The 25,806-nt window shown below is 37.7% G+C and carries 28 protein-coding genes; 17 read left to right on the top strand and 11 right to left on the bottom strand.

What is annotated here, in order from left to right; genetic code table 11:
- Positions 1-45: 45 nt before the first annotated feature.
- The gene (locus F7984_RS19640) at positions 46-171 is read right to left on the bottom strand and encodes a hypothetical protein (RefSeq protein ID WP_308810531.1); all 126 of its coding nucleotides are present in this window, start codon (positions 169-171) and stop codon (positions 46-48) included.
- A 318-nt stretch (positions 172-489) separates the two neighbouring features.
- On the opposite strand from F7984_RS19640, the gene F7984_RS18975 reads away from it, so the two are divergent.
- The 6 genes from F7984_RS18975 to F7984_RS19690 all read left to right on the top strand — a co-directional run bounded on the left by F7984_RS18975 (position 490) and on the right by F7984_RS19690 (position 2,923).
- Positions 490-627: a hypothetical protein gene (locus F7984_RS18975; protein ID WP_180349899.1), complete on the top strand. Its 138-nt coding sequence runs from the start codon at positions 490-492 to the stop codon at positions 625-627.
- Positions 628-734: 107 nt separating this feature from the next.
- The gene (locus F7984_RS19525) at positions 735-857 is read left to right on the top strand and encodes a hypothetical protein (protein WP_257468928.1); all 123 of its coding nucleotides are present in this window, start codon (positions 735-737) and stop codon (positions 855-857) included.
- A 290-nt stretch (positions 858-1,147) separates the two neighbouring features.
- A complete protein-coding gene (locus F7984_RS08325) occupies positions 1,148-1,765 on the top strand; it encodes a glycoside hydrolase family 25 protein (RefSeq protein ID WP_139891109.1) in 618 nt (205 codons plus the stop codon).
- Positions 1,766-1,928: 163 nt separating this feature from the next.
- On the top strand, positions 1,929-2,243 hold the full coding sequence (locus tag F7984_RS08330; protein ID WP_066104219.1) for a hemolysin XhlA family protein: 315 nt from the start codon (positions 1,929-1,931) through the stop codon (positions 2,241-2,243).
- Positions 2,244-2,255: 12 nt separating this feature from the next.
- Positions 2,256-2,633 carry a hypothetical protein gene (locus F7984_RS08335; protein ID WP_066104215.1) on the top strand — a complete coding sequence of 126 codons (378 nt, stop codon included), beginning with the start codon at positions 2,256-2,258 and terminating at the stop codon, positions 2,631-2,633.
- Between the two features lie 167 nt (positions 2,634-2,800).
- Positions 2,801-2,923 (top strand): phage holin, encoded by a 123-nt coding sequence (locus F7984_RS19690; RefSeq protein WP_375138409.1) that lies wholly within the window; start codon positions 2,801-2,803, stop codon positions 2,921-2,923.
- 98 nt (positions 2,924-3,021) lie between these two features.
- On the opposite strand, the gene F7984_RS08345 is transcribed toward F7984_RS19690, so the two are convergent.
- From F7984_RS08345 to F7984_RS19355, 6 genes are all read right to left on the bottom strand, one after another.
- Positions 3,022-5,403 carry a DUF6359 domain-containing protein gene (locus tag F7984_RS08345; protein ID WP_139891107.1) on the bottom strand — a complete coding sequence of 794 codons (2,382 nt, stop codon included), beginning with the start codon at positions 5,401-5,403 and terminating at the stop codon, positions 3,022-3,024.
- Positions 5,404-5,831: 428 nt separating this feature from the next.
- Positions 5,832-5,990, bottom strand: a complete 159-nt coding sequence (locus F7984_RS18980; protein WP_175354261.1) for a hypothetical protein — start codon at positions 5,988-5,990, stop codon at positions 5,832-5,834.
- 289 nt (positions 5,991-6,279) lie between these two features.
- Positions 6,280-7,047, bottom strand: a complete 768-nt coding sequence (locus tag F7984_RS08350) for a YqjF family protein (protein ID WP_140461369.1) — start codon at positions 7,045-7,047, stop codon at positions 6,280-6,282.
- Positions 7,048-7,315: 268 nt separating this feature from the next.
- On the bottom strand, positions 7,316-7,588 hold the full coding sequence (locus tag F7984_RS19350) for a phospholipase A2 family protein (RefSeq protein ID WP_139891105.1): 273 nt from the start codon (positions 7,586-7,588) through the stop codon (positions 7,316-7,318).
- Between the two features lie 190 nt (positions 7,589-7,778).
- Positions 7,779-8,768: an SH3 domain-containing protein gene (locus tag F7984_RS08360; protein ID WP_258188142.1), complete on the bottom strand. Its 990-nt coding sequence runs from the start codon at positions 8,766-8,768 to the stop codon at positions 7,779-7,781.
- Positions 8,660-10,717: an SH3 domain-containing protein gene (locus F7984_RS19355; protein WP_140461371.1), complete on the bottom strand. Its 2,058-nt coding sequence runs from the start codon at positions 10,715-10,717 to the stop codon at positions 8,660-8,662. Before F7984_RS19355 ends, F7984_RS08360 begins: the two co-directional genes overlap by 109 nt.
- A 283-nt stretch (positions 10,718-11,000) precedes the next feature.
- Between F7984_RS19355 and F7984_RS08370 the strand changes: the two genes are divergently transcribed.
- A complete protein-coding gene (locus F7984_RS08370; protein ID WP_140461372.1) occupies positions 11,001-11,693 on the top strand; it encodes a DUF1919 domain-containing protein in 693 nt (230 codons plus the stop codon).
- A gap of 109 nt (positions 11,694-11,802) precedes the next feature.
- Here F7984_RS08370 and F7984_RS08375 read toward each other — a convergent pair whose 3' ends face one another.
- Positions 11,803-12,264: a PH domain-containing protein gene (locus F7984_RS08375; protein ID WP_140461373.1), complete on the bottom strand. Its 462-nt coding sequence runs from the start codon at positions 12,262-12,264 to the stop codon at positions 11,803-11,805.
- A 379-nt stretch (positions 12,265-12,643) separates the two neighbouring features.
- Between F7984_RS08375 and F7984_RS08380 the strand changes: the two genes are divergently transcribed.
- The 3 genes from F7984_RS08380 to F7984_RS08390 are packed head-to-tail and all read left to right on the top strand — an operon-like array spanning position 12,644 to position 14,930.
- A complete protein-coding gene (locus F7984_RS08380; protein WP_140461374.1) occupies positions 12,644-13,444 on the top strand; it encodes a hypothetical protein in 801 nt (266 codons plus the stop codon).
- Between the two features lie 24 nt (positions 13,445-13,468).
- Entirely contained in the window at positions 13,469-14,548 is a 1,080-nt protein-coding gene (locus F7984_RS08385; protein ID WP_066104191.1) for a toxic anion resistance protein, read from the top strand.
- A 13-nt stretch (positions 14,549-14,561) separates the two neighbouring features.
- A complete protein-coding gene (locus tag F7984_RS08390) occupies positions 14,562-14,930 on the top strand; it encodes a hypothetical protein (protein WP_140461375.1) in 369 nt (122 codons plus the stop codon).
- 247 nt (positions 14,931-15,177) lie between these two features.
- On the opposite strand, the gene F7984_RS08395 is transcribed toward F7984_RS08390, so the two are convergent.
- On the bottom strand, positions 15,178-16,455 hold the full coding sequence (locus F7984_RS08395; RefSeq protein WP_140461376.1) for a dicarboxylate/amino acid:cation symporter: 1,278 nt from the start codon (positions 16,453-16,455) through the stop codon (positions 15,178-15,180).
- 213 nt (positions 16,456-16,668) lie between these two features.
- On the bottom strand, positions 16,669-17,712 hold the full coding sequence (locus F7984_RS08400; RefSeq protein ID WP_139891101.1) for a DctP family TRAP transporter solute-binding subunit: 1,044 nt from the start codon (positions 17,710-17,712) through the stop codon (positions 16,669-16,671).
- Between the two features lie 88 nt (positions 17,713-17,800).
- Here F7984_RS08400 and F7984_RS08405 point away from each other — a divergent pair, with 88 nt between their 5' ends.
- From F7984_RS08405 to F7984_RS08435, 6 genes are all read left to right on the top strand, one after another.
- The gene (locus F7984_RS08405; RefSeq protein ID WP_139891100.1) at positions 17,801-19,381 is read left to right on the top strand and encodes an ATP-binding protein; all 1,581 of its coding nucleotides are present in this window, start codon (positions 17,801-17,803) and stop codon (positions 19,379-19,381) included.
- 12 nt (positions 19,382-19,393) lie between these two features.
- A complete protein-coding gene (locus tag F7984_RS08410) occupies positions 19,394-20,083 on the top strand; it encodes a response regulator (RefSeq protein WP_066104175.1) in 690 nt (229 codons plus the stop codon).
- 182 nt (positions 20,084-20,265) lie between these two features.
- The gene (locus F7984_RS08415) at positions 20,266-21,327 is read left to right on the top strand and encodes an NAD(P)H-dependent flavin oxidoreductase (RefSeq protein ID WP_140461377.1); all 1,062 of its coding nucleotides are present in this window, start codon (positions 20,266-20,268) and stop codon (positions 21,325-21,327) included.
- 310 nt (positions 21,328-21,637) lie between these two features.
- A complete protein-coding gene (locus tag F7984_RS08425) occupies positions 21,638-22,048 on the top strand; it encodes a hypothetical protein (RefSeq protein WP_140461378.1) in 411 nt (136 codons plus the stop codon).
- A gap of 133 nt (positions 22,049-22,181) precedes the next feature.
- Complete coding sequence (locus F7984_RS08430; protein WP_140461379.1) at positions 22,182-22,889, top strand: Type 1 glutamine amidotransferase-like domain-containing protein; 708 nt, start codon at positions 22,182-22,184, stop codon at positions 22,887-22,889.
- A gap of 126 nt (positions 22,890-23,015) precedes the next feature.
- Complete coding sequence (locus F7984_RS08435; protein ID WP_140461380.1) at positions 23,016-23,939, top strand: TIGR01777 family oxidoreductase; 924 nt, start codon at positions 23,016-23,018, stop codon at positions 23,937-23,939.
- 25 nt (positions 23,940-23,964) lie between these two features.
- On the opposite strand, the gene F7984_RS08440 is transcribed toward F7984_RS08435, so the two are convergent.
- Complete coding sequence (locus F7984_RS08440; protein WP_140461381.1) at positions 23,965-24,333, bottom strand: hypothetical protein; 369 nt, start codon at positions 24,331-24,333, stop codon at positions 23,965-23,967.
- 187 nt (positions 24,334-24,520) lie between these two features.
- On the opposite strand from F7984_RS08440, the gene F7984_RS08445 reads away from it, so the two are divergent.
- Complete coding sequence (locus F7984_RS08445) at positions 24,521-25,663, top strand: acyl-CoA dehydrogenase family protein (RefSeq protein WP_140461382.1); 1,143 nt, start codon at positions 24,521-24,523, stop codon at positions 25,661-25,663.
- Positions 25,664-25,806: the final 143 nt, after the last annotated feature.

Raw genomic sequence — 25,806 nt, forward strand, 5'->3', positions numbered from 1 at the left:
GCTTGTCCAAATTTTCACCCCGCTTTTGCCCCGCCTCTAAACATTTTAACTTTTTGTGAAATCTTCAAATTTCTCCATAGTATCTTTTTCGATTTTCTTAGAGACGCGAGAGTACACATCAGCGGTGATCTGAATGGATCCATGACCCAATCGTACTTGGATGTATTTCATCGAAGCTCCTGATTCTAGAAGTAGAACAGCATGAGTATGCCTTAAAGCGTGAATTGTATCTTTGGCAATCCGGCTCTTTTATGGATTCGTTCCATAGCATTAAATAGTTACAGGAAATGAATATCCTGTTCGAAAGGTTTCGTGGATTTAAAGTATAATTGGAACATACTATGCGGTAACATGAGAAGAATAAATAAGAGGGTTCCTAAGTGGGATTCCTCTTATTTGTATATGACAAATGAACCGCATCTTGAGCCTCTTGTTGAAGTTATATACCAACGCTATTATTAACGTAAGTCGGATAAAGGATGATTATATATGAAGAAACTTTTGTGTATTTTCCACACCATGCGGTTACGCTATTTGCTTCAACATGTGGAATCATCTAAGGAAGTGAATCAAAAAATTCTTCTTTTGCATTTAAAATTAAACGAATTAGAAAAGCTGAAAATTTAAAATTAAAGGGACTTTCCACTCTGGAAGTCCTCTTTTTTATAAAAACTTTTTACCTCTTATTAATAAATCGCCTCTGACTGATATTATAAAAGTAGGAGGCGATAAAAATGAGATACACATGGAAAACTGATGCTAGAATTCCATGGGAACCGGAAGCGGATGAATTTCTGGAGAAACAACTAAGAATACACTCTAAAGAGAAGTTTGCTGTTATAGCGAGAAAAAATTAGCCCATCCACTTTGTGAAGGACATAGCGAAAAGCCCTTTATAGATCGCCTTAGTTGGATAAAAAACGGCAAGCAGAATCCAGGTGTATGCTCGGCCAATATAGTGCACACAATCCCTTAAGGGAAGGGGAGAAGTCTTACCATTTAAGGATTTAATATAAAAAAGCGAGTCAGTTTTTATGCCCAGCAAAATTGCTCGCCTCTGTCAAAAACTATAGTTGCCGTTTAATTTATTTTAAGTGTCCTCCAGGGCTCTTTTTATATATTCTAATAAAAGGGGGTACTGATAAAAATGGGGAAAATTATAGATATTTCACATCACCAGCCACCATCATCTATAAATTATGACAAACTAGCCAAGGAAGTGGATTTAGTTATTGTTCGTACTCAGTATGGATCTTCTACAATCGACAGACATTATAAAACTCATCACAAGGAATTTAATAAGCGTGGTGTACCAACTAATGCCTATGCGTGGGTAAGAGGTATTTCGATCTCTGATATGGAGAAAGAGGCTACTGATTTTTATAACCGGACTAAAGAATTTAGCCCGCCTGTTTACTGGCTTGACGTTGAGGAGAAGAGCATGAAAGATATGAGAGCAGGGGTTAAGGTCTATGCAAAGAAATTGAGAGCTCTTGGGGTGAAGAAAGTAGGGATATATATTGCCAATCATCTTTATAAATCCTTTAATATCGATATAAGAGACTTTGATGCTGTTTGGATACCTTCTTATGGGCGTAACAATGGCATGCGAGCAAGTAGCAGGAAACCTGACTATGTTTGCGACTTATGGCAGTTTACAGACAAAGGAATAGTAGATGGATATGCTGGTAATGTAGACTTGAATGCAATTATAAGTAATAAACCATTGAGTTATTTCACGGGTAAGTATGATCAAATCACATAGTATGAGGGGACTTCTAGTTGGAGTCCTCTTTTTTTGCCTAAAGTGATGCTCGTGTAAAGTGAGCCATTCTCTTGGCCAACTATTCAGACATTAAATGATAGTTACAAAGTCTAATTATGGCACAAAAGAAAGATTCTTCGCATATGATGAGGGTGAAGGTTACATGTTAAAACAGTTGGTGATGAATATGTTAGAAGAGTTCAAAGAGTACAAGCGTCAGACGGAAGGGCAATTTGATAAACAGGACGTGCGTTTTGAAAAACATGAACTCCGGATGGACAAGCAGGAGGATCGGTTGGACCAAATGCGTAGTACACAAATTGTACACGATCAACAGATTGCTGGTATTTTAGAAACCCTAAAAGACATTAAAGGAGATACTGTATGGTTAAGAAGAACTGTGACCGCTGCCGTTATAGGTGGAACTATTCCAGCGGTTATCGGTTTTATTGTGTTTGCTATACAAAAACTGAACTAAGGAGGGTGGATGATGAAAAGGTCTATACCATATTTTGAGGCACTAGTTAGTATATTGAGCTATTACCTTGCTATGGTATGTATGTTCAACAATGATATGTTTCAGCAATTGCCAGAGTTATATGGAACTTTAAGTCAGTTGGGAAGCGAGACATTGTTTGCTCTCATTTTCTTTTCTGCAGCTACCATTAAGGTTATTGGGCTGGTTATTAATAGTTATGTAATGAGAAAGTTTGGGTTAGGGTTATCCGCCTTAATTTATTTAATCATTGCTGTTTCTTATGCCACGAGTGAAATGTCCTTAAATTGGGGGGCAGGGATTTTCTTTTTACTGTCAGCATTCAGCCTTTTAAATATATTTGAAGTTAGGCATACTAAGTTAATGGAGTGATAGAATGAATTGGAAAGTACGTTTTAAAAACCCAACCTTATTATTGCATTTGCTACTTTAGTCACCAGATTTATATATAAGTTGCTCGGTTTAATAGGAGTCATGCCGTCTGTCGCAGAAGATGATACACCACAATTAGTTTTGATTTTTGTGGTTATTTTAGCTGGATTGGTATTGTTCAGGATCCGACCATTAAAGGAATAGGAGACAGTAGACAAGCCTTGACTTATGAAGTGCCAAGAGATGACAAACCCGATGTATATGTACCATTGGGTTTCTTGTGTTCATAATATGCGTTACCTAAGACGTATCATCTCAAAACTCTGCCTTACATAAAAGAAGAGAAGGCAATCCTTTTAGGACCGCCTTCTCAAGAATTTATTGAGCATTATTTTAGCATGGTTTGGATTAATACAGGGTCATGATCACTTGCTCGTCCGTGTTCTTCCATGAAGGCAGCGTTGATGTGAACGATATCAACAGCTGTACGCAATGTTAGTGGTTTCGAAACAAGGATATGGTCTAGCACTTGTAAATTTCCTTGATAGGCATACGTATAGCGGTCAATTGAGGGAATCAAATCAATCATATTCGTCAGTTCCCTTCCCTTCAGTGTTTTGAGTGTATCTGTAAATTCAAAGTCATTTAAGTCTCCGAGAGCAATAATATTGGCATTCTTGTTCTTGGACTGGATTTCTTTTACAAATTGATTCACCACATTTGCCATGCTAATGCGCTGCTCCTCACTAGACAATATAGCCGGCTGGTTTTTTCCAAAGAGCGGCTGATCTCCGCCTTTTGAATTAAAATGGTTAGCGATGACGATAACATCCTTCCCATTAAAGGTGAATTGGGCAGCTAAAGGCTTACGACTACTATCGAAAGCAGGATTTTCAGGATCAATTCGTCCTGGATTAGCTGTCAGTTTGCCATCTTCATAGCTGACTGCTTCATTCGCACTGCCTTTTGGAGCAGGAGTGAGTGACACTCGCTCTGGGTTATATAAAAATCCAACGCGAATATTCGCTCCAGGAGCGCCTCCGTCTTGATTATTAACCGGCGCAATATCTGTGAATGAATAAGAAGGACCGCCCAACTCTTTGATTTTATCAATCAATGTTTGATAGCTTGCACTTGCATCTGTATTACCGCTATTTGTGGCACCATCATTATCCTGTATTTCAGTAAGTCCAATGATATCAGGCTGATTTAAATTGTCAGTAATGGCTTTTGCAAGTTTAGTAGTTTTCTCGTCGCTTTCCTTCGGGGAGAAATTTTCTACGTTATAGGAAGCGACTGTCAGTTTTTTGGCATGTTGCTTAAATTTCGTTACCTCTTGTTTCAGGCTACCGTTTTTAAGCTCTGGTAAATTTTCTTTATCAGATAAGATTCGGTAATTGCTGAAACCATAACTTACAACACCATGAATATCTCCAGTAAATGAATCGCCTGTCTTGGTAACAAAGCTTGAATCACCAGTATCAATGATGAGTCGCTCAGGGTTATAATCGTTTTCTGAAATCCTCAAGCCTTTTGCCAGGGTGTTGAGTAAAGTATATTTTGACACTACATATAGTTCGCCATAATCCTGCGGTGCAATAACCTTCGGCTGTTTAATGTTTACGAGCATTCCCTCTAGGCTCTCGTAATAATCAATCCCGTCCTGATATGGATCAAACTTGCTGAACTGGTCGTTATCGATGATTCGTGTTGGCTGTCCTTTAAGCGGGCTAATCTCAATCGGCTTAGGGAGCGGTTGTGAGTCATTTACAATCGTAATGTTAGTAGCATTGATTTCTGTAACCGGTAAATCCGTTGTTAATTTTTCTGCATAACCTTCAAGTACCCATTCTTTAACCTGACCGCTTGCTTTAATGGTATTACCAACTTGTGCAGCATGGTTCCTTTTATAGACAAGTATGCCTTCTGAGGTGGCAGGGTTTTTATCAGGCGTTAGAGATTGCATGTAAAAGTTGTTAGCATCGGCAATATAAGTTACGATGCCTTCAACATCTGCCACATATTGATCCTGATATGGAGAGTGGTGCTCGGCACCTTGAATGTCATGTATCTGTAAACCGCTAGTGGCAATGTAATAGGCTAGTGATACAATATCACTGTTTTTATAGCCGTCTGCTACGACGATTGCTTTAATTGTCGTGTTTTCTGCGATGATGATAGGGGTCGTGTACACTTCGCTGTCTATGGTAGGTTCCATCCCATTTGTTGTGTAGTAGATGGTTGCGTTTTCCGTCTCTGTAGTTAAGGAAATAGCTGTTCCAGCTGATACTGGTCCTGGAGAGACTGAGCTCGCAGCAGCGGCAGCTTTCGGAGTTGGATCATGTTCTTCTGCAAAAACAATGGAGGTAGGTGATTTTAATCCAGGCACTGTATAGTAAGCCTCAAGATTTCCAGTAACGTGAATTTTACTCCCGATGATGGATGGATTAGACTGAAGCCCAAATTCTGCTCGGAATTTAGCCGGGAGCTGGATAGGAAGCAGTTTTTCTTTATCCGTTTCATTGGGTGAATCAGCTAGCGCAATATTAAAATCACTGCTGAATGGTGCTTCAAAATTGTAGCTATTATTTCCTGTCGTATGGGCAACGATATAGCCTTCAACAGTAGCATTGCCTGTATTGTTTGCTATTGCCTCTGTTACAGTAATTGGTCCATCTGCCTTGGGTGTTACCGCAGGAATGAACGATAAGAGGAGCAGGAACACGAGAAAGGCTGGGACGAAGAAACGATTAATATTGGATTTTGACATTCGACACTCTCCTTTAAATTTCTATCATTTCTCCCATATACTACAAAAAAGAGGGCAATTAGTACAGGGTGGTTAGATTCATCTTTCAATTGAAAGTTATAGTCAATATAAGTAAAAAGTCATGATTCTATTGTTTTTTAGAAAGGTATTGACTCTGAATCCTCAATTTTTTGAAGTTAGAAATATCGTTTAGTAAAAAATATCGAGTTTCTTCTATTAAATATAGGGCTGAGAGAATACTATAGCCAGAATGAGCCTAGGAGAGAGCTTTTTATTTTCATTAGATTAACATCTTAATGAAGTTAAGGTGCAGATTTGATGAACTAGGATAGGAAAATACGGGGTAAGAATTATAGAAAAAATGAAGAGAAAACACTAAGTAGGAAAAGTATGAATAGAGGTTGAATGTAGGCAAATAAAAAACCCCGTTAATCGAGACGGGGTACTTTAAGTTCAGCATATCTTTTTGCAACCAAATGCTTCAGTTGCTCTAAATCTTCTAATGTAGTTTTATTTCCGATATAATCTTTAATCACCGGAGGTATGGTTATTGAATTCGTTTTTTTCGTTGGCTCTTTTATGTCCATTTTTAGCATCTATCCTTCTGGAAAACTATTATAGTACCATTATATAGTTACAATGTTACGAATAGATTAATAGGAGTTTACATTTTAATATTATTAAGAAGTCAAAAGAAAGCCAATTTACCGAAAAGATAGGAGTAAGTTATGGTAGCAATCATTTACCCAACTGATGGGTATGATAAAAGGGAGAATGAATTAAGAAGAATTCAGTTAAATACTTTTATCTAACCAGACTAAAGAGAGTATATTTTCGTTTAACATAATATAGTCGAGATTACACCTATTGTATAGATTATTTGTCTGTGGAGTGTTTAATTTTGCCCACAATTTTTGGAGGGAAAAATAAAAATCGCTTTCTTCTCGAGTAATGCATATGCTGTGGTGCAGGATCGAGTGTTTCATCTCCTAAAAAGTCGAGCATAGTATTAGTTGAAATATGCGCATGAACCATACTTACTTTCCATTGATCGTGATGAATATCTCCGCGTATGATTAAATCGCCCCAAATACTATACATACTGTATCGTTCTAATAACCAAAAATCCAAAGAGTCCGGCAGGGGTTCGTATAAAATCTGTTTACGCTCATAATGAACATCGAGTTGATAGGTTTGTTTACTGCTTTCTCGTACACTTTGAAAATAAAATTGATCCCTATCTTGTTGAAAGTACATATGTGCTTTTTTATAAGGTAGGCCCAAGCCCACTTGTGCTCCCAAGACGGCTAATAGTTTATCAGCATCCAAACTAAAAAAATAAATACCAGGAACACCCTTGTATTTAACATATGTACGTACATTCAGCTCTAAATAAGTATGAAGATATGGAAAATGTGGAAGCCCTCTTGCTCTCATTTTAGTTATCTTAAAGGGAATAATCGAAATCCATGCTTTTCCTTCATATAAATCAATCTCCAATTCCTCCGGCACATATGGACGGAGAAGGGTGGGTTCTATTTGATAATGTAAAAATAGCATATCATTCCATACCTGGGTCAGTACCCACGGTGATTTCGGTAAAGGGAAAGGGCGATGTTTCGTTTCTTTCAACTCAAAATACATAAATTCCGCCTCATTTCTCTAGGTATATTAAATGTTTTGCCCATATATATAGATATTAAACATTCCGATAAAGCAACACGGCATAATAAAAAGAATAGAACAAGAGGGAATGCAATTTACATAATATTTAAGAGTGATTATAGCTGAGGGAAATATGGAGTTAAATATAAAATTTCCAGATCTAATAGTACTGATGTAATGTATAGGTAAAAATAAAGACCTCTCTAATCAAAAAGATTTGAGAGGCTTTTTATAGTTTCTGATTAAATTATCGGAGATCATACCTAAGGCGCATGACATTGTAAAACAATCGAGCATCTCGTCCCATTTTTGTTCGAGGATTTATTTGTGATTGAAGGCAGTTTAACAGCATCTCGTCACACTGTTTGGTGGGGCCAAATCTCTTATAACAGTCATCATGTTTCTTGCAGCATGAGTCTACTTGATTAGTAGGTCCCCATGGACCGGAACAGCCAGGACCGCACCAATTATATCCTGGATAACATAGTCCTTTGCCTGCACGTCTTCTTCTTCTTTGCATACTTCCACCTCCATATAAATCTTTATAATTAATATATGAGGAGTCGGACAAAACGTAAGGGCGGATAAATAGTGAATGTTTCCTTTTGTTTTCTAATGGGCTGTTGTGACAAAACAAATATATCCTTATAGAAAAAAGCCCAGAGTGAATCTCTGGGCTAAAAACTAAGATATGACAATCTCACAATCTATTATTTATTCAATTCACGGATAATATGCATTCCGGAAACCCATCCTTGTGTACCATTTGAAAGTTTCACTTTATACCATCCATTGCTGGTTTCCGGATTGTTTTTTGAATCAACCGATAGCTCAATATATTGATAATTAGATAGGGTACCGACTATACTGCTGCCTGTATTCGCAGCAGAACGGACATTTAAGGATGTAGCATCCACACGCGCCAGATTTTTAACGGACATGTATTTATAATAACTGCTTAATCCAAAACTGGATGTATAATACATTTTCCCTTTGTATTTTACTTTTAAAGACTCATTGTTATGTTTTTCTAGTAAATTAAAGGTTTCTCCTGCTTGAATGCTGACAGAAGATCCTGAGTTTGTTTTTGTGACATATTCAGAACTGACCCAGCCGGTTTTTCCGTTATATTGAACCTTACACCAGCTACCACTTGCACTAAGATAGGTTATCGTTTTCCCATTAGGAATGGTGAGCAGAATAGAACCATCTGTTGAAGCACTTGATCGCAAATTTAGGTTTGAAGTTGTCTGATAAACGGTTGAACCTGTGTTATCTGCTGATGTCAGATTAATTGTTTTATGGGCTACAGCAAGAGTACCGGTAGGAAAGACATCTTTTGCATCAGGATAAGAGGGTCTGCTTGGCACCTTTTTATTCGGGGTGGCATTTTTTGCACCCTCGTTACTGTAATCAAGCATTGCCGACATATGTTTGGCAATCGCTTTTCCCCAATTTGAATCGGTCGCATAATAAAAATTTATCCCGCTGCTTAGGCTGTCGATTCTATTCCCATTACTATCTTTAACGGTAGAACCAAGATAAGCACCTTTATAGGACCAGTATCCTTCATTTAAATACGTTGCTTTCATCATTTGAGCAATAAATTCAATATTTGATTTGATTGTATTAAATTTGACAGCACCCACGAATGGAGCTGCATCGTAGGCTCCGTAACCAAACAGATTATTTTTTGCCAATGATATAGTCGATTTACCGAAATTGCTCTCATGAATGGCATGTGCTGCAAGATACAAGCGTTCACGCCATACTTGTTTGCTGCATCAATAAATATGCTTCCCCTGTTATATAGAACACTGTTGGAGGAGGTTGCATTTTTCGCAATATACGTATTAATCTGAGCAGCTGTTACGGATGATTTTGTCCTTAAATCCATTGTTACATAGGAATCTGAACTGATTGGATTAGAGGAATCGGAGGTAGATGCTCCTTTTACCAGGTAGGATGAGTTGACCCAGCCTGTAAGTGAGTTAAAGGAAACCTTATACCATGCCCCTTTTTTGGATAAATACGTAACCTGCTTTCCTTTAGGTATAGTAGTAATGACTGTTGCACTGGTAGAGCCTGAAATTCGAAACTTCAAATTAGCAGTTGTCGTATAAATCTCTTTATTCTTTACTTCCTCTTTTTTATCTTCAGTTGTTTCCTTTAGGAATTCAGAGCTGACCCAACCTGTTTTGTTTCCATACTTCACCTTAAACCAAAAACTGTTTTTTGATAGATAGGTAACTTTCTCTCCTTTTGGTATAAGCGTTAATACAGACCCCTGGGTAGAAGCCTCAGTTCTTAGATTCAGTTTAGCAGTAGTTTGATAAGTCAAATTCGCCTTTGGTTTTTCAACAGAAGGGGAGGGACTCTCATTTTTAACCGGTGTAACACCTTTTAAATAACTGGAGCTGACCCAACCAGTTTTACCGCTATATTTCACCTTGAACCAAGAACCACTCTTGGAAACATAAGTAACAGATTTCCCTTTAGGAATTGTCGTTAAAATGGATCCTTTCGTTGAAGCAGAAGAACGTAAATTTAAATTTGCTGTCGCTTGATACTTCACCTCTTGCTGTGGTTTTGCCACGGTAGATGGTGTGCCTGTACCGTTTGTTGGTTTAGCAGCAGCTGAGTTAGCTTTTAAATAACTGGAGCTGACCCAACCGGTTTTACCGCTATATTTCACCTTGAACCATGAACCGCTCTTAGAAACATAAGTAACGGATTTCCCTTTAGGAATCGTCGTAAGAATAGATCCTTTTGTGGAAGAAGTGGATCGTAAATTTAAATTAGCTGTTGCTTGGTACGTAACCTCTTGCTGTGGTTTTGCCACAGCGGAAGGGGTGCTGCTCGTTGGTTTAGCAGCAGCTGAGTTAGCTTTTAAATAACTGGAGCTGACCCAACCGGTTTTACCGCCATATTTTACTTTGAACCATGAACCGCTTTTGGAAACATAAGTAACGGATTTCCCTTTAGGAATCGTCGTTAAAATAGCTCCTTTTGTTGAAGCGGATGATCGTAAATTAAGGTTAGCTTTCGTTGTGTAGGCTGATGAACTGCTGGTAACAACAGCAGATTTCACCACAGCAGGTTCAACCTTAGCTTTCTCATTTATTTTTTTTACATAATCTGAACTAACCCAGCCCGTAGTAGTTTGATATTTTACTTTAATCCAAGAACCGCTAGTGGAAATATAGGTTAGGGTTTTCCCTTTAGGTATGGTTTTCAGGATTTTCCCATTGGTTGACGCTTTGGATCGTAAATTAAGATTAGCTGTAGTTTGATAGCCAGACACAATTGCTTTACTAGAAGTAATATTTTCAGCTTTCTTCACATACTTATTATTGACCCATCCTGTGCGATTGTTAAATTTCACTTTGAACCAAGAACCACTTTTTGCAAGGTAGCTAATCTTTTCCCCTTTAGGGATGGTTAAGAGTACAGTGCTTTTAGTAGAATTACTGACTCGTAAATTTAAATTAGAAGTGGTTTCGTAATACGTAACACTAGATGCTTCTGCCTTTTTGGTGTCCAATAATTTTAATGATGTATCCCCGCTATATAGGATAAATCCTGCAGATAATAAAAGTGTTGTACCCTTATAGACCAATGGCTTATGGCTTGCCTTTTGATTTTGCAAATGTACATCCTCCTTTATTCTCCCTCAGTTTTACAAGGCTGTATGGCATATATTTTTGTCAGACAACTGCAAAGACCAGTTAAATCAATCCCAAACAAATTTAAGGATAAAATGAGTAACTAAAAAATGTCTCCATCATAAAATGTCATAGAGGGTGCTATATCACATATCGGCATAATTTGGGAAATCTTTAGCGAGAAATGTAAGATTCCATAATTTAGATGTTATTTTTTCATTAAAAAAAGGAATAAAGGTAATAATAATGTAGAAAGGGGGAGATAAAATGGAAGGTTATCTACAAAAAATAACGAAAAAGATATCTAGTTATTGTTTTCATCTGGATATGAAAAAGAAAGTGAAAAACAGTCATTTCACGATTGTCTCAGACAATGATTGGGGCAAGAAAGTATACGATGATTTAGGTATGGAATACAACTCTCCATTTATTGGAATGTTCATATTTGCACCGGACTATATTGAGCTCTTATATAACTTTGAGCATTATATGAAATCTCCCCTTAAATTTACACTCCATTCAAAATATGATGGAATAACGGATATCTATCCCATTGGGCTGTTGGACCAGAAAGTGGAGATCCATTTCTATTCCTATAAGTATAAACAGACAGCATTAAATGACTGGAATGAAAGAGTTAAACGCATAAATTGGGATCAGTTGTTTTTTAAATTCAGCGATCAGTATCAGTGCAGAAAAGAATGTATTGAAACGTTCAATCAGTTGCCTTTAAAAAACAAAGTCTGTTTTACGGCTAGGCCAATGGGACATTTAGACAATGTGATTTGTTTTTCAAATCAACACATAGAAACCAAATTACAAAATGAGCTAACGGATTATAAGAAATACTTTGATGTAGCATCTTGGCTGAATACAGGGGAAGTGATTAAGAAAGAGCCTGAAAAAAGAAAAGCCAATTTTGAACTGCATTTTCCTTTTAAGCTAATCGACAACAAATAGATAATTAATTAAAACACCGGTGTTTTCCGGTGTTTTTTATGTGCTCATGGTATTAGACCGACGCTGCAGGCAGATTGCACTTAAAAAGGCTAATCTATTAATTCTTATCCTAACTCTCCGTACGATTTTCAAAATGGTAATCCGTTTTTATATGTGGATTTTGCTTTAATAATTGACGAACAAATTCAGTTTGGTTTTTTGGTGAAATGGCAATCGTATTAAATCCTGTAAAATTAATTTCTATTTTATTCATAGATTGGGCAGGAACTGTAAAAGGATTTCTGGTTTTTCTTATACTACTAATCGTATCAATCTTAATTTCCTTCTTAAATGGACCGTAGTGTATGGTGAGGAGATTTTCCGCAATTGTATATCCCGTTTTAAGCCATATCCACATTAAACAAAAACCAACTGGTACTAAGAGTACGATTTTAATCCATTGCTTGTCTAAGAACTCAGGGGTCATCCAAACACCAAGGTCTGGAAAGAAAATGGGTGAAAGAATAAAAATAAATGCGAATAACCAAATGGTAGCGGTTATCCATAAGTCTCTTTTTGATGAAAAATACATGCTATCATCCTCTATTCGTTTGAATTTATACTTTCTTGGTGGTACGTATGTAGATGTAATTTACCCTTCAAATTAACAGGTGAATTAATGGAAATTCGCCGTCGATTGGCCGTTTTACGATTTGGGTCAGCTTTCAATTTGTATTTTACCAAAACAATCCATATTTTAGGTGTGTAAAATAGTTTCTATTCTGAAATTTTAAATTAAGATATTCGCTTAGGGAAAGAAATAATATATAAATATAGTTTTTCTTGAGATATTCATTATTTTTGATAAAAGTGCTACAGGAAATGAAAATTACCAATGTTTTTTGAAACTATCTGTCTGTTTGTTCGTATGTATAGTATGGTAAAATTGCCTTAGAAAGGGGTGACTGTTTATGTTCTATATGATCCTTCTTGGATTGGTAGGAGCTACAGCTGTAGTTTTTCTGCAGGACGCAAAACCAGCAGGACCAAAACAGGAACGTTTGGCAAATGTGATGAAGCGAATAGCAGGTAAAAATCAAAAAGACCAGTTTGTATGCACTCAATTGGATGATCGTTATGCCCATTATGTATATGAATTGGATTCAAATATACTATCTATCTTGGCTGGACCGGATTACATTACGATTAATGCGCAAAAAGCTAAAACCAAACAGCCTTTACTTGATGTTCGATACGATACAAGATCGAGAGTTTATACAGAAAAGAAAATCTCTGAACAGTTATTAAAGAAAGAAAGCGATCTAGAAAAGATTGACCTGTTTTTAAGATGGGTCATTATGAGTTTTCAGCCGGAAAAAATGAAAATGATATATCAAAATAACAATAACTTTACTGCTCTTATAAACGAGCTGGAAGATGCGAGAAAAAGAAACTATCTCTCATCACCGATTGATCATGCCTTTACTCAAATTATCCCAAGCCTGGGTTATTTACTGGAGCATGTGGATCTCATCTCTGATGTTGATTATGAGCATCAGGTTAAGGAGACAATAATTAAAGATTTACGAAAGCTGATAGCTGACTTTAGTCAATTGGAATCCAAACAACAAGAAAAGTATGAACATGATACATTAAATCGACTGATTATCATACAGGAGCGAATTACACAAATTCGCAGACATATTGACAATACAAGGGAATTTGACTTAAAGAAAACATTGACTACAATCGATCAAAGATACGAAAAATAATGTTGGACAAGAGGTGGAAAACCGATGAGTGAACAAAATAGGGAATTTGATGAAACAGCGATTCAATCATTCATAAATCCCGAAGATATGAAAAAATTAAATGATGAAGCAACTCAGGTCGTCAAAAAAATATCTGACACGGATGCACATAATATTGACTCCGTCCTAGAGCATTTAAGCAATTTCGGCGGCAATGAGCAACGTATGGCTGGGGAATCATTAAACAGTCTACGCAGACCAGTCAAAGACATGATGGACAACAAGGACAATCACGATATACCAACTAATCTGCTCAAGCTTCGCGAGGCGGTTTCTGACCTAAATCCAAATGCCTATCAGACAAAAGGAATAGCAAAGATTGTTCCAAAGTTTTTGCGCAAGAGTTCAAATGAAAAGTTTATTGCAAAGTATCAAACAGTGGAAAAGAATATTGATGAAATCGTCCAGTCCTTACTTAGAGGAAGAGATATGCTTCAGGAGGATAATGCTGAGCTTGATGTCATCAAAAAAGATGTCCATGAAAAAATTTATCTCTTAGATAAACAAATCTATATGGGTCAGCATCTTTTCCAAATGATTGAGGATAAAAAGAACGATCCAGAATGGCAGAATAAGCAGCAGCTTGTCATGGAGGCACAGGAGAAAATTATTGTGCGAACAAAGAATATGAGCTCTATGGTAAATGTGCTACAGCAATCCCTTGCTTCTGTTGATATTATCAAGAAAAATAATGATAAATTGAAAGAAGCCATTCGGAATGCAATTGATACGACTAAGAACTTAGCTCCCGTTACATCTGCTATTCATTTGGCACTGCAAAATCAGGAAAGAATCATTACAGCAATCAATGACGTAAATGAAGCTACAGAAAACATGATTTTGGCAAACGCGCAAATGCTAAAAGAAAACACAGAAAAAACAACGAAGCTCCTGGAGAATCCATCTATCTCGATTGAAAAGCTTCAAAAGGCTTACCAGGATATTTATTCTGCTATTGAGACCCAGGAAGCATCCAGCAGAAGGATTATCGCCAGCAGTAAAGAGTTTGTAACGAAGCTGGATGATATGAACAGAGAAATGAAAACGAAGTTATTAAATCAATAAGGGGGAAGAAACCATGCAATATGTTAGATATTCTCTCTTGCTGCTAACCTGTTATTTGACCGTGATGTTCAGTGGATTGATACCAGTGGTATTCTTTGATTCATTTGGAATGTTCCTGGGTTCCTATATTTCCATGTCCATCGGGATTACAATTCTTTTATTTGGCTTATTCTTTATGAAAATGAAAGAAAACCATTCATTGAAAATGAGGTTGCTTGTCATTAATACGATTGGTTTCCTGCTATTCCATTTTAATTTTGCAGTATACACTTCATACAACTCCATGGTACTGTGTTATCCCATCCTAGCAGTCTTAACATTGGTTGCATACGACAAGTATTATAAAAAGCAGAAGGAAAAAGGAAATCGAATATACTACTGAAACGCCGATTGATTCGGCGTTTTTTTTATTTAACTGTTCTTCAGAGACGGGACGTCAGATAGGCAGTCTTTTCATTATGCAGCTATCTTCTCAGGTATGGATTAAGAGCAATAATTAAATTAACCTGAAAATGAAAAATAATAAGTATCACAGGTTGATCATCCGTATATGAATGGAAAATTAGAAAAAGTATTTAAAAAGAAAGACAAGCTGGCAGATGGAGGCACGGCTTGTCTTTCTCTTTGTTTTATAGATTGTCTGCAGGAGAAGTGGCATCATACCTCTTTGCTTGTTCATCAGGCACAAAATCCGCATTGAATTCTTTCTCTGATTTAGAAACAACAACAGTTGCCACACCGTTGCCAATTAGGTTCGTAATTGCACGTGCTTCAGACATGAAACGATCGACACCAATTAATAACGCCATTCCTTCTACCGGAATCATTGGGAAGGCAGCCAAAGTGGCGGCCAGTGTGATAAAGCCGGATCCTGTCACCCCTGCAGCGCCTTTTGAGGTTAGCATTAATATGCCAAGCAAGGTCAGTTCTTGCCAGATGGTCAAATCAATCCCATAGGCCTGGGCGATAAAGATGGCGGCCATTGATAGATATATAGATGTACCATCAAGGTTAAAGGAGTACCCTGTAGGGATGACCAAACCGACGACTTGCTTTGAACAGCCGTAGTTTTCTAGCTTTCGCATCATTCCCGGCAGGGCAGATTCGGAAGATGATGTACCAAGAACCAGCAGAATCTCTTCTTTAATATAGGCCATGAACTTAAAGATATTAAAACCGTAATATTTTGCAATTGAGCCGAGGACCAAGACGACGAATAAAAACATAGTGAGGTACACAGAGCCCATCAATTTTCCGAGTGAAACAAGCGATCCAAGACCGAAATTTCCGATTGTATAGGCCATTGCGGCAAACGCGGCGATAGGGGATATTTTCATAACCATATTGACAATCTTAAAGAATATATCAGCTACTATTTCAAAGAAGGTGATGACTGGTTTGGCTCTTTCGCCGACAGAAGCAGCAGCCAGTCCGAATAGAATTGCTGAGAACAAGACCGGAAGCAATTCCCCTGAAGCAAGGGCGCCGACAACATTCTCAGGAATCAAGTTCAGAATGAATGCTCCGAAGCCCTGATCCGATTCAGCAGCCTGTGCCGTATATTGAGATACATCGCCAGTTTTTAAATTCTCTGTATTAAGCCCGCTTCCAGGCTGAACAAAGTTGACGACAAGAATACCGATTGCTAAAGCAAGAGTGGATACAATTTCGAAATACAATAAAGCCTTGCCGCCAATCTTCCCGATTTTCTTTAGGTTGCCCATGCTTCCAATCCCAATGATTACTGTCAAAAAGATAATTGGAGCAATCAACATTTTAATTAATTTTATGAATAAATCAGCAAGGATTTTTAAACTGGCACCGAACTCAGGGAAAATTGCCCCTACCATAATCCCTAAAATGATACCGGTGACAACTTGGACAGTTAGATTCTTAAAGATTTTCAAAGCCAACCCTTCTTTCTGTTTTATTGTTAGCGCTTACAATTTATTGTGTTTATCTTAAAGGATAAAGAAGGAATTGTGGGATTATGGTTTTAATGTTCTTTTTGGTCTTTTTGGTCACCAGGATAATTATCTTAATCGAAAGAATGAGCATATTTCTTTAATCAGCATCCAATCTATATGAAAAAGAAAGACCTTCCGTAGGGGAAGGCCTCATCAGTCAATCGACTCTTGAATCTTTTTTAATAGTTTTTCGTCGAATTGGGTCTTATAGTAATCATACAGTGGCAAGAAAGTTTGCTGCCATTGCCGTAATTCTTCGTCACTTAGATGATAGATTTCAAGCTCAGCGGAAGCTTCCAATTTCGCTAAGGATTCTCTGTTCATTTGCTCGGATTGCGTTAAGTTCCAAGCTGTCGCTTCGTCCATTGCTTCGATGACTGCCTGCTGTAAATTCTTTGGAAGACTGTTCCAAAACTCATTGTTAATCATGACTGCATATCCAAGAATACCATGGTTGGATAGTATCATATGATCTTGCACTTGATAGAAACCCTTAGAATCAATGTTAGAGATCGTATTTTCTTGGCCGTCAAGCTTCTCCCTTTCTAATAAACTATAAACCTGGTCAAAGGAAGCGCTTCGGTTCTCTGCACCAACAAGGTTCAGCTGCCTTTTGAGCATGTTACTTGGCATGGTACGCAGAGTAAGTCCCTCAAGATTATCTGGCAGTTTAACAGGAGAATGGGCCGTTGTAATTTGTTTAAATCCATTATTCCAAAAGGCCAAGCCCTTCACACCATACTCATCAAGCATCCCTAATAGCTCTCCCTTTATGGGACCTGTGAAAATCTCTTCTATATCTTTATAATTCTTCAATAAATACGGCAGATCGAGAACTTGCCATTCGGGAATCCAATCTGTCACTTTTGAGAAGGAGGGAGCAATCATCTCGATATCGCCATTTTGCAAAGCTTGCAGTTCCTCCCCATCTGAGTAGAGTGTGCTGTTTGGATATACCTCTACCTGGATAGCTCCGTTAGTCTTCTTCTCGACTAGCGTTGCAAATTTATCAGCGGTGAGCCCTTTTGGTGTATTTTCGGCAACAACATGACTAAAGTTGATGACAATTTGTTCGTTTAAGCCCTCTTGTTCAAAATCAGGCGGTAAGCTTGCTTTCTGCCCAAAATCATGCTGAACCCCCATGTATATCACCAATACGGCAATGATGGAAACAGCTGTTATTAAAAAACTTTTCATATCATATCCCCGCCATATTATTCTTTTCAATATTCTACCATGTTTTTTGGTGGTACAATGGAAAAAAGTTACTCGAGGAGTTTTGGGCATGAAGCAAATATCTATCCATTGGAAGATTATGACTATGACTTTCTTCATCATTATCTGTTCTTTTGCTGTTGCAGGTATCTTTGTGCTCGGAAGTTTCATGGAAAAGAAGGAGGCAGAAATCAGCGAACGGAGCCTGCTCCTCTCAAGAACGGTTGCTGAATTGCCTGAGGTGAGGAAGCTGCTTTCAGAAGGCGGTGACAAAAGCAGAGCGGAAGAAATAAACCCAGTTGTTGAGCGGATTAGGGTTATCAATAATGCTGATTATATTGTTGTGCTCAATAATAATCGTATCCGACTGTCCCATCCTGTCAAAAGGATGATAGGTACAGTGTCAAAAACGGCAGATGAGGATGCTGCGTTTACGGAACACAGCTATGTCTCTAAAGCGAATGGAGAAGCAGGCACAGTTATGCGCGGATTTGTTCCTATTATGGATGATGAACATAATCAGGTAGGGGTGGTTATCACAGGATATCTGACCCCAACTCTATGGGAAATTGTATGGGGGACAAGGATTGAAATCTTCTTGGCTATTGGTTTTTCGCTGCTACTTGGCGCATGGGGAGCATGGTCACTGGCACGGCATGTTAAAAACCAAATGTTTGGGCTTGAGCCACATGAAATAGCTCGTCTCTATGCCGAACGGAATGAAACCTTCAATGCCATGCATGAAGGAATTATCGCTATTGATAATGATATGACCATTACGGTTTTTAATGAAAAGGCCTATCGTATCCTTGGTGTAGATAAGCAAAATCTAATCGGCAAGAATATTTATGATGTTCTGCCTGATACAAGATTGCCAGAAATCATTGATTTTAATCACCCGGTCTATAATAAGGAGTTATTGGTCAACCAGCATTCCATTTTGAGTAATCGTATTCCTATTCAGGTAAGGGGCAAAACGATTGGAGCCGTCGCAGTCTTTCAGGACAGGACAGACGTGAAGAAGCTAGCCGAGGAGCTTACAGGCGTAAAGGCTTTTGTTCAGGCTCTCCGTGTTCAAAATCATGAACATAAAAATAAGATGCATACAATCGCAGGCTTGCTTCAGCTTGGTAAATATAAAAAAGCAACTGAATATATCTTCCAAGCTAAAGAAGAACAAGAAATGCTCACTGATTTCCTACATGAACGCATTAAAGATGACAATCTATCAGGTTTGCTTTTAAGTAAGGTTAGCCATGGGAAAGAACTAGGTATCGAAGTCGAAATAGATAAGAACAGCAATTGGACTCATTTTCCAAATGGGCTTGACCATCATGATTTTGTCGTCATTATCGGAAATCTTATTGAAAATGCATTCGAGGCTGTACAGAAATCTATCCAAAAAGAGCGTAAAGTGTCTATTAGCTTGGACCAAACGGATGAATCTACATCAATTTTGGTGGAGGATAATGGAATTGGGATGGATGAAGCCGTCATCAATAATCTATTCAAAAATGGATACACCACCAAACAAGAAGAAGGACATGGGATTGGCATGTACTTGATTCATGAAATTGTCGCCAAAGGCGGCGGCAATATTGAAGTGGATAGTTCTCCTGGTGAAGGGACCAGCATTGTCATTACTTTTTAAGGGGGAAATGAAATGGAAACAGTTACTGTATTACTAATTGAGGACGATCCAATGGTACGCGAGGTTAATCGTGGGTTTATTGAGAAAATAGAAGGCTTCCATGTCGTCGGTTTTGCCCCGAACGGTAAGGTGGGGCTTGAACAAATAGAAATCTTGAAGCCAGAACTTGTTTTAATGGATATATTCATGCCTGAACAGGATGGGCTTGCTACTATCCGCAAAATCAGGGAAAAGGCCATTTCGACAGAGGTCATCGTCGTTACGGCAGCTAATGACCAGCAGACAATTCGGGAAATTCTGCAGTTTGGAGCTTTTGACTATGTCATGAAGCCATTCACCTTTGAGCGAATGAAGCAAGCGCTCGAAAACTATAAGGCATACAGGGAGCAATTCAAACAGAAAGAGGAGTTGACTCAGGATGAATTGGACCGTCTCTTGCGCAGCCAACCTGAACAGGGGCATAAAATGAAGAAGGAAGTACTCCCTAAAGGACTTAACCCGGCAACAATGGAGAAAATACTTCTATTCATCGAAGAGAAAAAGAAACCAATCTCGGCAGAAGAAGTTGCCGAAGGGACTGGACTTGCAAGAGTCACAGCTCGTCGTTATCTGGAACATCTCGAAAAGCAAAACAAAGTAGAAATTGTATTACAGTATGGCGGGATAGGACGGCCTATCAACCGTTATCAAACGGTTAATTGATATTAGCATTAATCAGTTAAGAAGCTACAAAAGCTAAATATTTCTTGTTTTATCAGAGAATTATTGCAATATCCATTCAAGGTTATTCAACGTTTGGCAACCTAGCAATGAAAAGTAAAAAATACAATACATCCTGGGGAAAAACTTTATTATAAATTCAAAAAAATGAGGGGGAACTCGTTATGGAGAATAAATTGATTCAAGAGTTAGGGATTAAATATCCCATCTTACAAGCTCCTATGGCAGGCGTGACCACTCCGGAACTAGTTTCATCAGTTTCAAATAATAATTGTTTAGGTAGTATTGGAGCCGGTTATTTAACAGCAGATAAAACAAGAGAATTCATACATAATGTAAAAAAGTTAACTAAACATCCATTTGGTATAAATCTTTTTGTACCTGAAAATCATGAATTAATAGAAGATAAAATTTTAAAAACGAATAGTTTATTAGACCAATATCGAAAAGAACTTCAGATAGTAAAGGATGATTTGTCGATTTCTACTAAATCAGAATTCGATGAACAAATTGAAATAGTATTAAAAGAAAAATTGAAGGTTTGCTCGTTCACATTTGGTATTCCAAGTAAAGAGATTGTGAAAGAATTAAAAAAGGTCGGAACAGTTGTTATAGGTACTGCAACAAATGTAAAAGAAGCCCAAATAGTTGAGAGTATAGGAATGGATGCAGTGGTTGTTCAAGGCAGCGAAGCAGGAGGACATAGAGGATCATTTATGAATCCAGATAGCTTAATAGGGTTAATGTCTTTAATTCCACAAGTTGTAGATAATGTTTCCATACCTGTTATTGCTGCAGGAGGGATTATGGATGGAAGAGGTGTCACAGCGGCTTTATGTCTTGGTGCAAAAGCAGTTCAATTAGGCACAGCTTTTTTAACTACAAAAGAGAGTGGAGCACATCCATTACATAAGAAGGCTATTCTTAATGCATCAGAAGAAGATGTATTATTAACCAGGGTCTTTTCTGGTAAGACAGCCCGGGGTGTTAACAATAAATTCATGGAAAATATGAGAGAGTACGAAAATGAATTGCCGGCTTATCCTTATCAAAATACATTAACTAAAGAAATAAGAAGGGTAGCAAGTGAACAAAATAATAAGGAATATATGTCACTTTGGTCTGGGCAGAGCCCAAGATTAAGCAGGGAAGTATCGGTTAAAGAATTAATACAATCTCTTCAAGAAGAATCAAAAGGGATTCTGAACCAGTTTGTAAATTTATAATTTATAATTTATCTTTTATTTTTACTTTTGAATAAGAACAAAAACCACCAAACTAATAAAAATAAATATCCTATGGTTGTAAATATGGACCAGATCGCTCCATGTTGTAATAGACTAATTAAATGTTCAAATTCGTTCATTTTTTCTGCTCTTCCAATACTGTTTATCAAACTGATTATTAGAGCCACTTATTAGTATTTTCTTAACAAATTTTAAATACTGGAAGGGAATGATAGCTTAAGGATGGAAATATAATGGTAGTAGGCAGGCTCATGATTACTTTTTAAAGGGAATGAAGGGGCGATCAGATGTGAATATGATGGCGAAGGTTAAACTCATATTTTATGCAGTAATCGTATTTTCGATTTATCTGTATGCCATTTTCTATTCTTTTGGGGATCATGATTTGAATTTAAATCACACGTCTAGTAAACAAATCACTGCTTCCTCGGATGAGGATATCAGAAGAAATGTTCAAATAAAATTTATCCTTTTGAATTCATCCGGTCATGCACTTGGTGAAACTGATATTTTGATTAAGAAAAACTCTAAGAATCAAGACAAGAAACCCTTAAATGTTCAAACTAATAGTAAAGGTGAATATGAGTTGACCATAGAACCTGGTTCATATGATGTCCATTTAGAAAAAAATCGCTCTGTACAAAAACAAGTAACTATTCATTCTAAGGATGATGGTAAATCAATAGTACTGAAGTTTTAAAGAAGCCTTAAGTAAGGCTTTTTTATGCATTTGTTCATTATAAACGCTGTTAACAAACATATATTAAACGTTATTTATAGACTAAGTTTTGCCTGAACGTTATTGGTCGTCAAAAGTAAGGGAGGATTGAGCTATGCGACAGATTATTGCCTTAGGAGGCGGAGGTTTCTCAATGGAACCGGATAATCCGTTATTGGATCGATATATTTTAAAACAGGCTACTGTAAATAGGCCAAAAATATGCTTTGTACCAACTGCCAGCGGGGATGCGGACGGGTATGTACAAAGGTTTTATACCTTTTTTAATGAGCAGGAGTGCGAACCAACTCACTTATCATTATTTAAGCCTCCAACCAAAAATTTGCAGGATTACATACTCGAACAGGATATTATCTATGTAGGTGGAGGTAATACGAAGAACTTATTAATTCTCTGGAAAGAGTGGGGATTGGATCGAATACTGAAAACTGCTTATGACCAAGGAATCCTATTGTGCGGTATAAGTGCAGGTGCAATTTGCTGGTATGAGGAAGGATTGACCGATTCATTTGGAGATACACTTGAACCAATAAAGGCATTGGGGATATTAAAGGGGAGTCATTCACCTCACTACGACGGTGAAATGAATAGAAGACCTGCCTATTTACAAATGGTTAAAGATAGATTAATAAATCCAGGTATTGCTGCTGATGATGGAGTAGGGCTTCATTATGTAAATGGAGAGCTGGTAAAAGTAGTGAGCTCCAGACCGAACGCCGCCGCCTATAGTGTTAAAATTTCTGAAGATGGCATTGAGGAAAAAATCCTGGAACCCTTTTATTTAGGAAAGGAAGACTTATAGAGAGAATAACACGTTGTGCTTATTATAATGTTTACATCTTTTTCATATGAGGGAAGTAGAAAAGTAAGCAAAAATAGATTAAAAGTCTTTCTGAATTGATAGTCGCAAATGAATGGGGTGCGGAGGATGAAGATAGCGATTGCCGGCGGTAGCGGTTTTGTTGGGAAGGAACTTGCTGCATTATTAGTCAGGGAAGGTCACGAGGTTTATATTTTGACCCGTAATAAAAATAAGCTGACAATGTCAACTGTTAAACCAGTCGAATGGCTTAATGAATATAGTAAACCAGAAGAGGAATTGGAAGGGATTGAAGCTATTGTTAATCTAGCTGGCACATCCCTGAATTCTGGTCGTTGGACGGAGAAAAGAAAAAAGCAAATTTTAAAAAGCCGTATAAATGCTACAAATGAGATCTATAGGATAATAGCAAAGCTTGACCCTAAACCTCGAATTTTAATCAATGCAAGTGCTATTGGTTGTTATGAGCCATCTCTAGAACAAACCTATCATGAGGACTGGAAACAAGCAGGTGACAATTTTCTGGCGGAAACTGTTGTTCAGTGGGAGCAGGGAGCCCAAAAAGTAACAGATTTTGGAATGCGAGTCGTATTTGCCCGTTTTGGTCTAATTCTTGGTGCCAAAGAAGGGGCTTTTCAAAAATTGATTTTGCCCTATAAGCTATTTGTCGGAGGTAATTTAGGTTCAGGCCGACAATGGTATTCGTGGATTCATGTTGAGGATGTGGCAAATGCAATTTTATTTTGTATCCGAAATAACCAAATAAATGGCCCGGTGAATTTTACCGCTCCGCATCCAAAGAGAATGGAGGATTTCGGTAAAACTCTGGGTGAGGTACTTAATAAACCGCATTGGACAACCATTCCTTCTATTTTCATGAAGACAGCTCTTGGAGAAATGAGTACGTTAATACTGCAAGGGCAAAAGGTGATACCCAAAAAATTAATCGAAGCCGGATACTCATTTATCTATCCGGATTTAAGGTCTGCTCTAAGGCAATTAGTAAAACAAAGAAAGGACTCGCAGAGGTAAAAGCAGAGTCCTTACTTCTTTTGAATTATTTTTCGTCATGAAAATCATGATTTTCATGCTCATCATGATCATTGTCTGCTGAATGTTCATAATGATCCTCTACATGATCATCATATTGGTCGTCTGTATGATCCTGCTCTTGGTTCCATTGTTGACCGAAGAATAATGGACGTCTTCTTTCCTTGTATAGGTTTCTTGAAATGCCAATTATTTTCTTGAAGCGGATGGCTATTATGCTAGTTTGACCTCTATTTGTGGTAAGCAGCAACAAAAAGTCGCTCTTTAACGCCTTTAATTCCCCGTAATATGAACCTTCAACTGTAATAACCTGGACTTGTTCACCAATTAGATCAGAAGCATAATCAAAAAAATCTTTATCACTTTCATTACTCAAATGTAGTCTCCCCTCTCTTTATAATTAGTTAATGCACGTTATAGATCATTTGCATAGGTGTTTTGCTTAGGGAATAGGGGAATAATTATAGTTTGGTAATGGGTATAGAAACGGCAAAGTGATATGATAAACATATAAACCATACTATTCAACCCAGAATAGTTTTTTCGATAAGGGAGCTGGCAACATGGAGGAATATTTAACAAAGCAACAAGAAACTATTTTGCAGCAATTAAAAGACGTAGCAAAAGAGTTTTCTGTAAGAGCACAAAAATATGACGAGGAACGCTCATTTCCAGCCGAGAATATTACCGATTTGAAAAAAATGAAGTATACAACCTTAACCTTGCCGCAGGAATTTGGAGGAGCAGGGGAAGGGTTAACGACTTTTTTGCTTGGCCAGGAGATCATCGCCCAGCATTGCGGTTCAACGTCACTAGCAATTGGGTGGCACAATATGGTAATCCTGGAGCTCTTAGAAAATAAAACATGGACAGAAGAAAATAAAAAGAAACTATTTAACGAAATCGCTGACGGAGCTTTGGTTAATCGTGCCGCATCTGAACCAGCGACAGGTAGCCCAACAAGGGGAGATAGACCAGAGACGATCGCTCTTAGAAAAGGAGATAAATGGATTCTTAACGGAAGAAAAACGTACACCTCACTGGCTCCGGTTTTGGATATTTTTCTTGTAAGTGCATGGATTCCTGACGAGGAAACGATTGGTTGGTTTAAAGTATACAAAAACCAGAGCGGTGTGAGTATTGATGAAACATGGGATATGATCTCGATGCAGGGAACTGGCAGCCATGATTTACTTATGGAAAATGTAGTGCTTCGTGAAGAAGATTTTGTGGAAAGAGCTTCTGCTAGAAAAGCTTCAGGCTGGCTTTTACATATACCTGCGTGTTATTTAGGCATTGCAATGGGAGCGCGTAACTATGCGATTCAATTTGCAAAAACGTATTCACCAAACAGTTTAAAGGGCACAATCTCTGAACTGCCGCATATTCAGGCAAAGATTGGTCAAATGGAGCTTGAGCTGATGCAGTCTAGGAGCTTTTTATATTCTATTGCTCAAAGATGGGAGCAGTATCCTGAGAAACGTGAACAAATGGGTCCTGAATTGGCAGCTGTTAAAACGGCTATAACCAATCAAGCAATCTCGATTGTCGATACAGCCATGCGAATAGTCGGCGCACAAAGCCTGCAACGGAAAAGTCCAATGCAAAGATATTATCGTGATGTTCGGGCAGGTCTGCATAATCCTCCTATGGATGATTCTACGCTGACCTTACTTGCTAAAAATGCGTTGGAGAAACAGGTGTAATAGAGAGAAAACAGTTGGGATGTAACATAGTTAAAGAAAATATTAAATGAACTTTTCATCGTTTCTTATATTCAGAAAGAATCCTCATTAAGATAATGAGGTTCTTTTATTGTCTTTATTCCAAGTTGATTGGGGGTCACTTT

It is taken from the genome of Pradoshia sp. D12, from assembly GCF_008935075.1.
GTDB lineage: Bacteria > Bacillota > Bacilli > Bacillales > Pradoshiaceae > Pradoshia.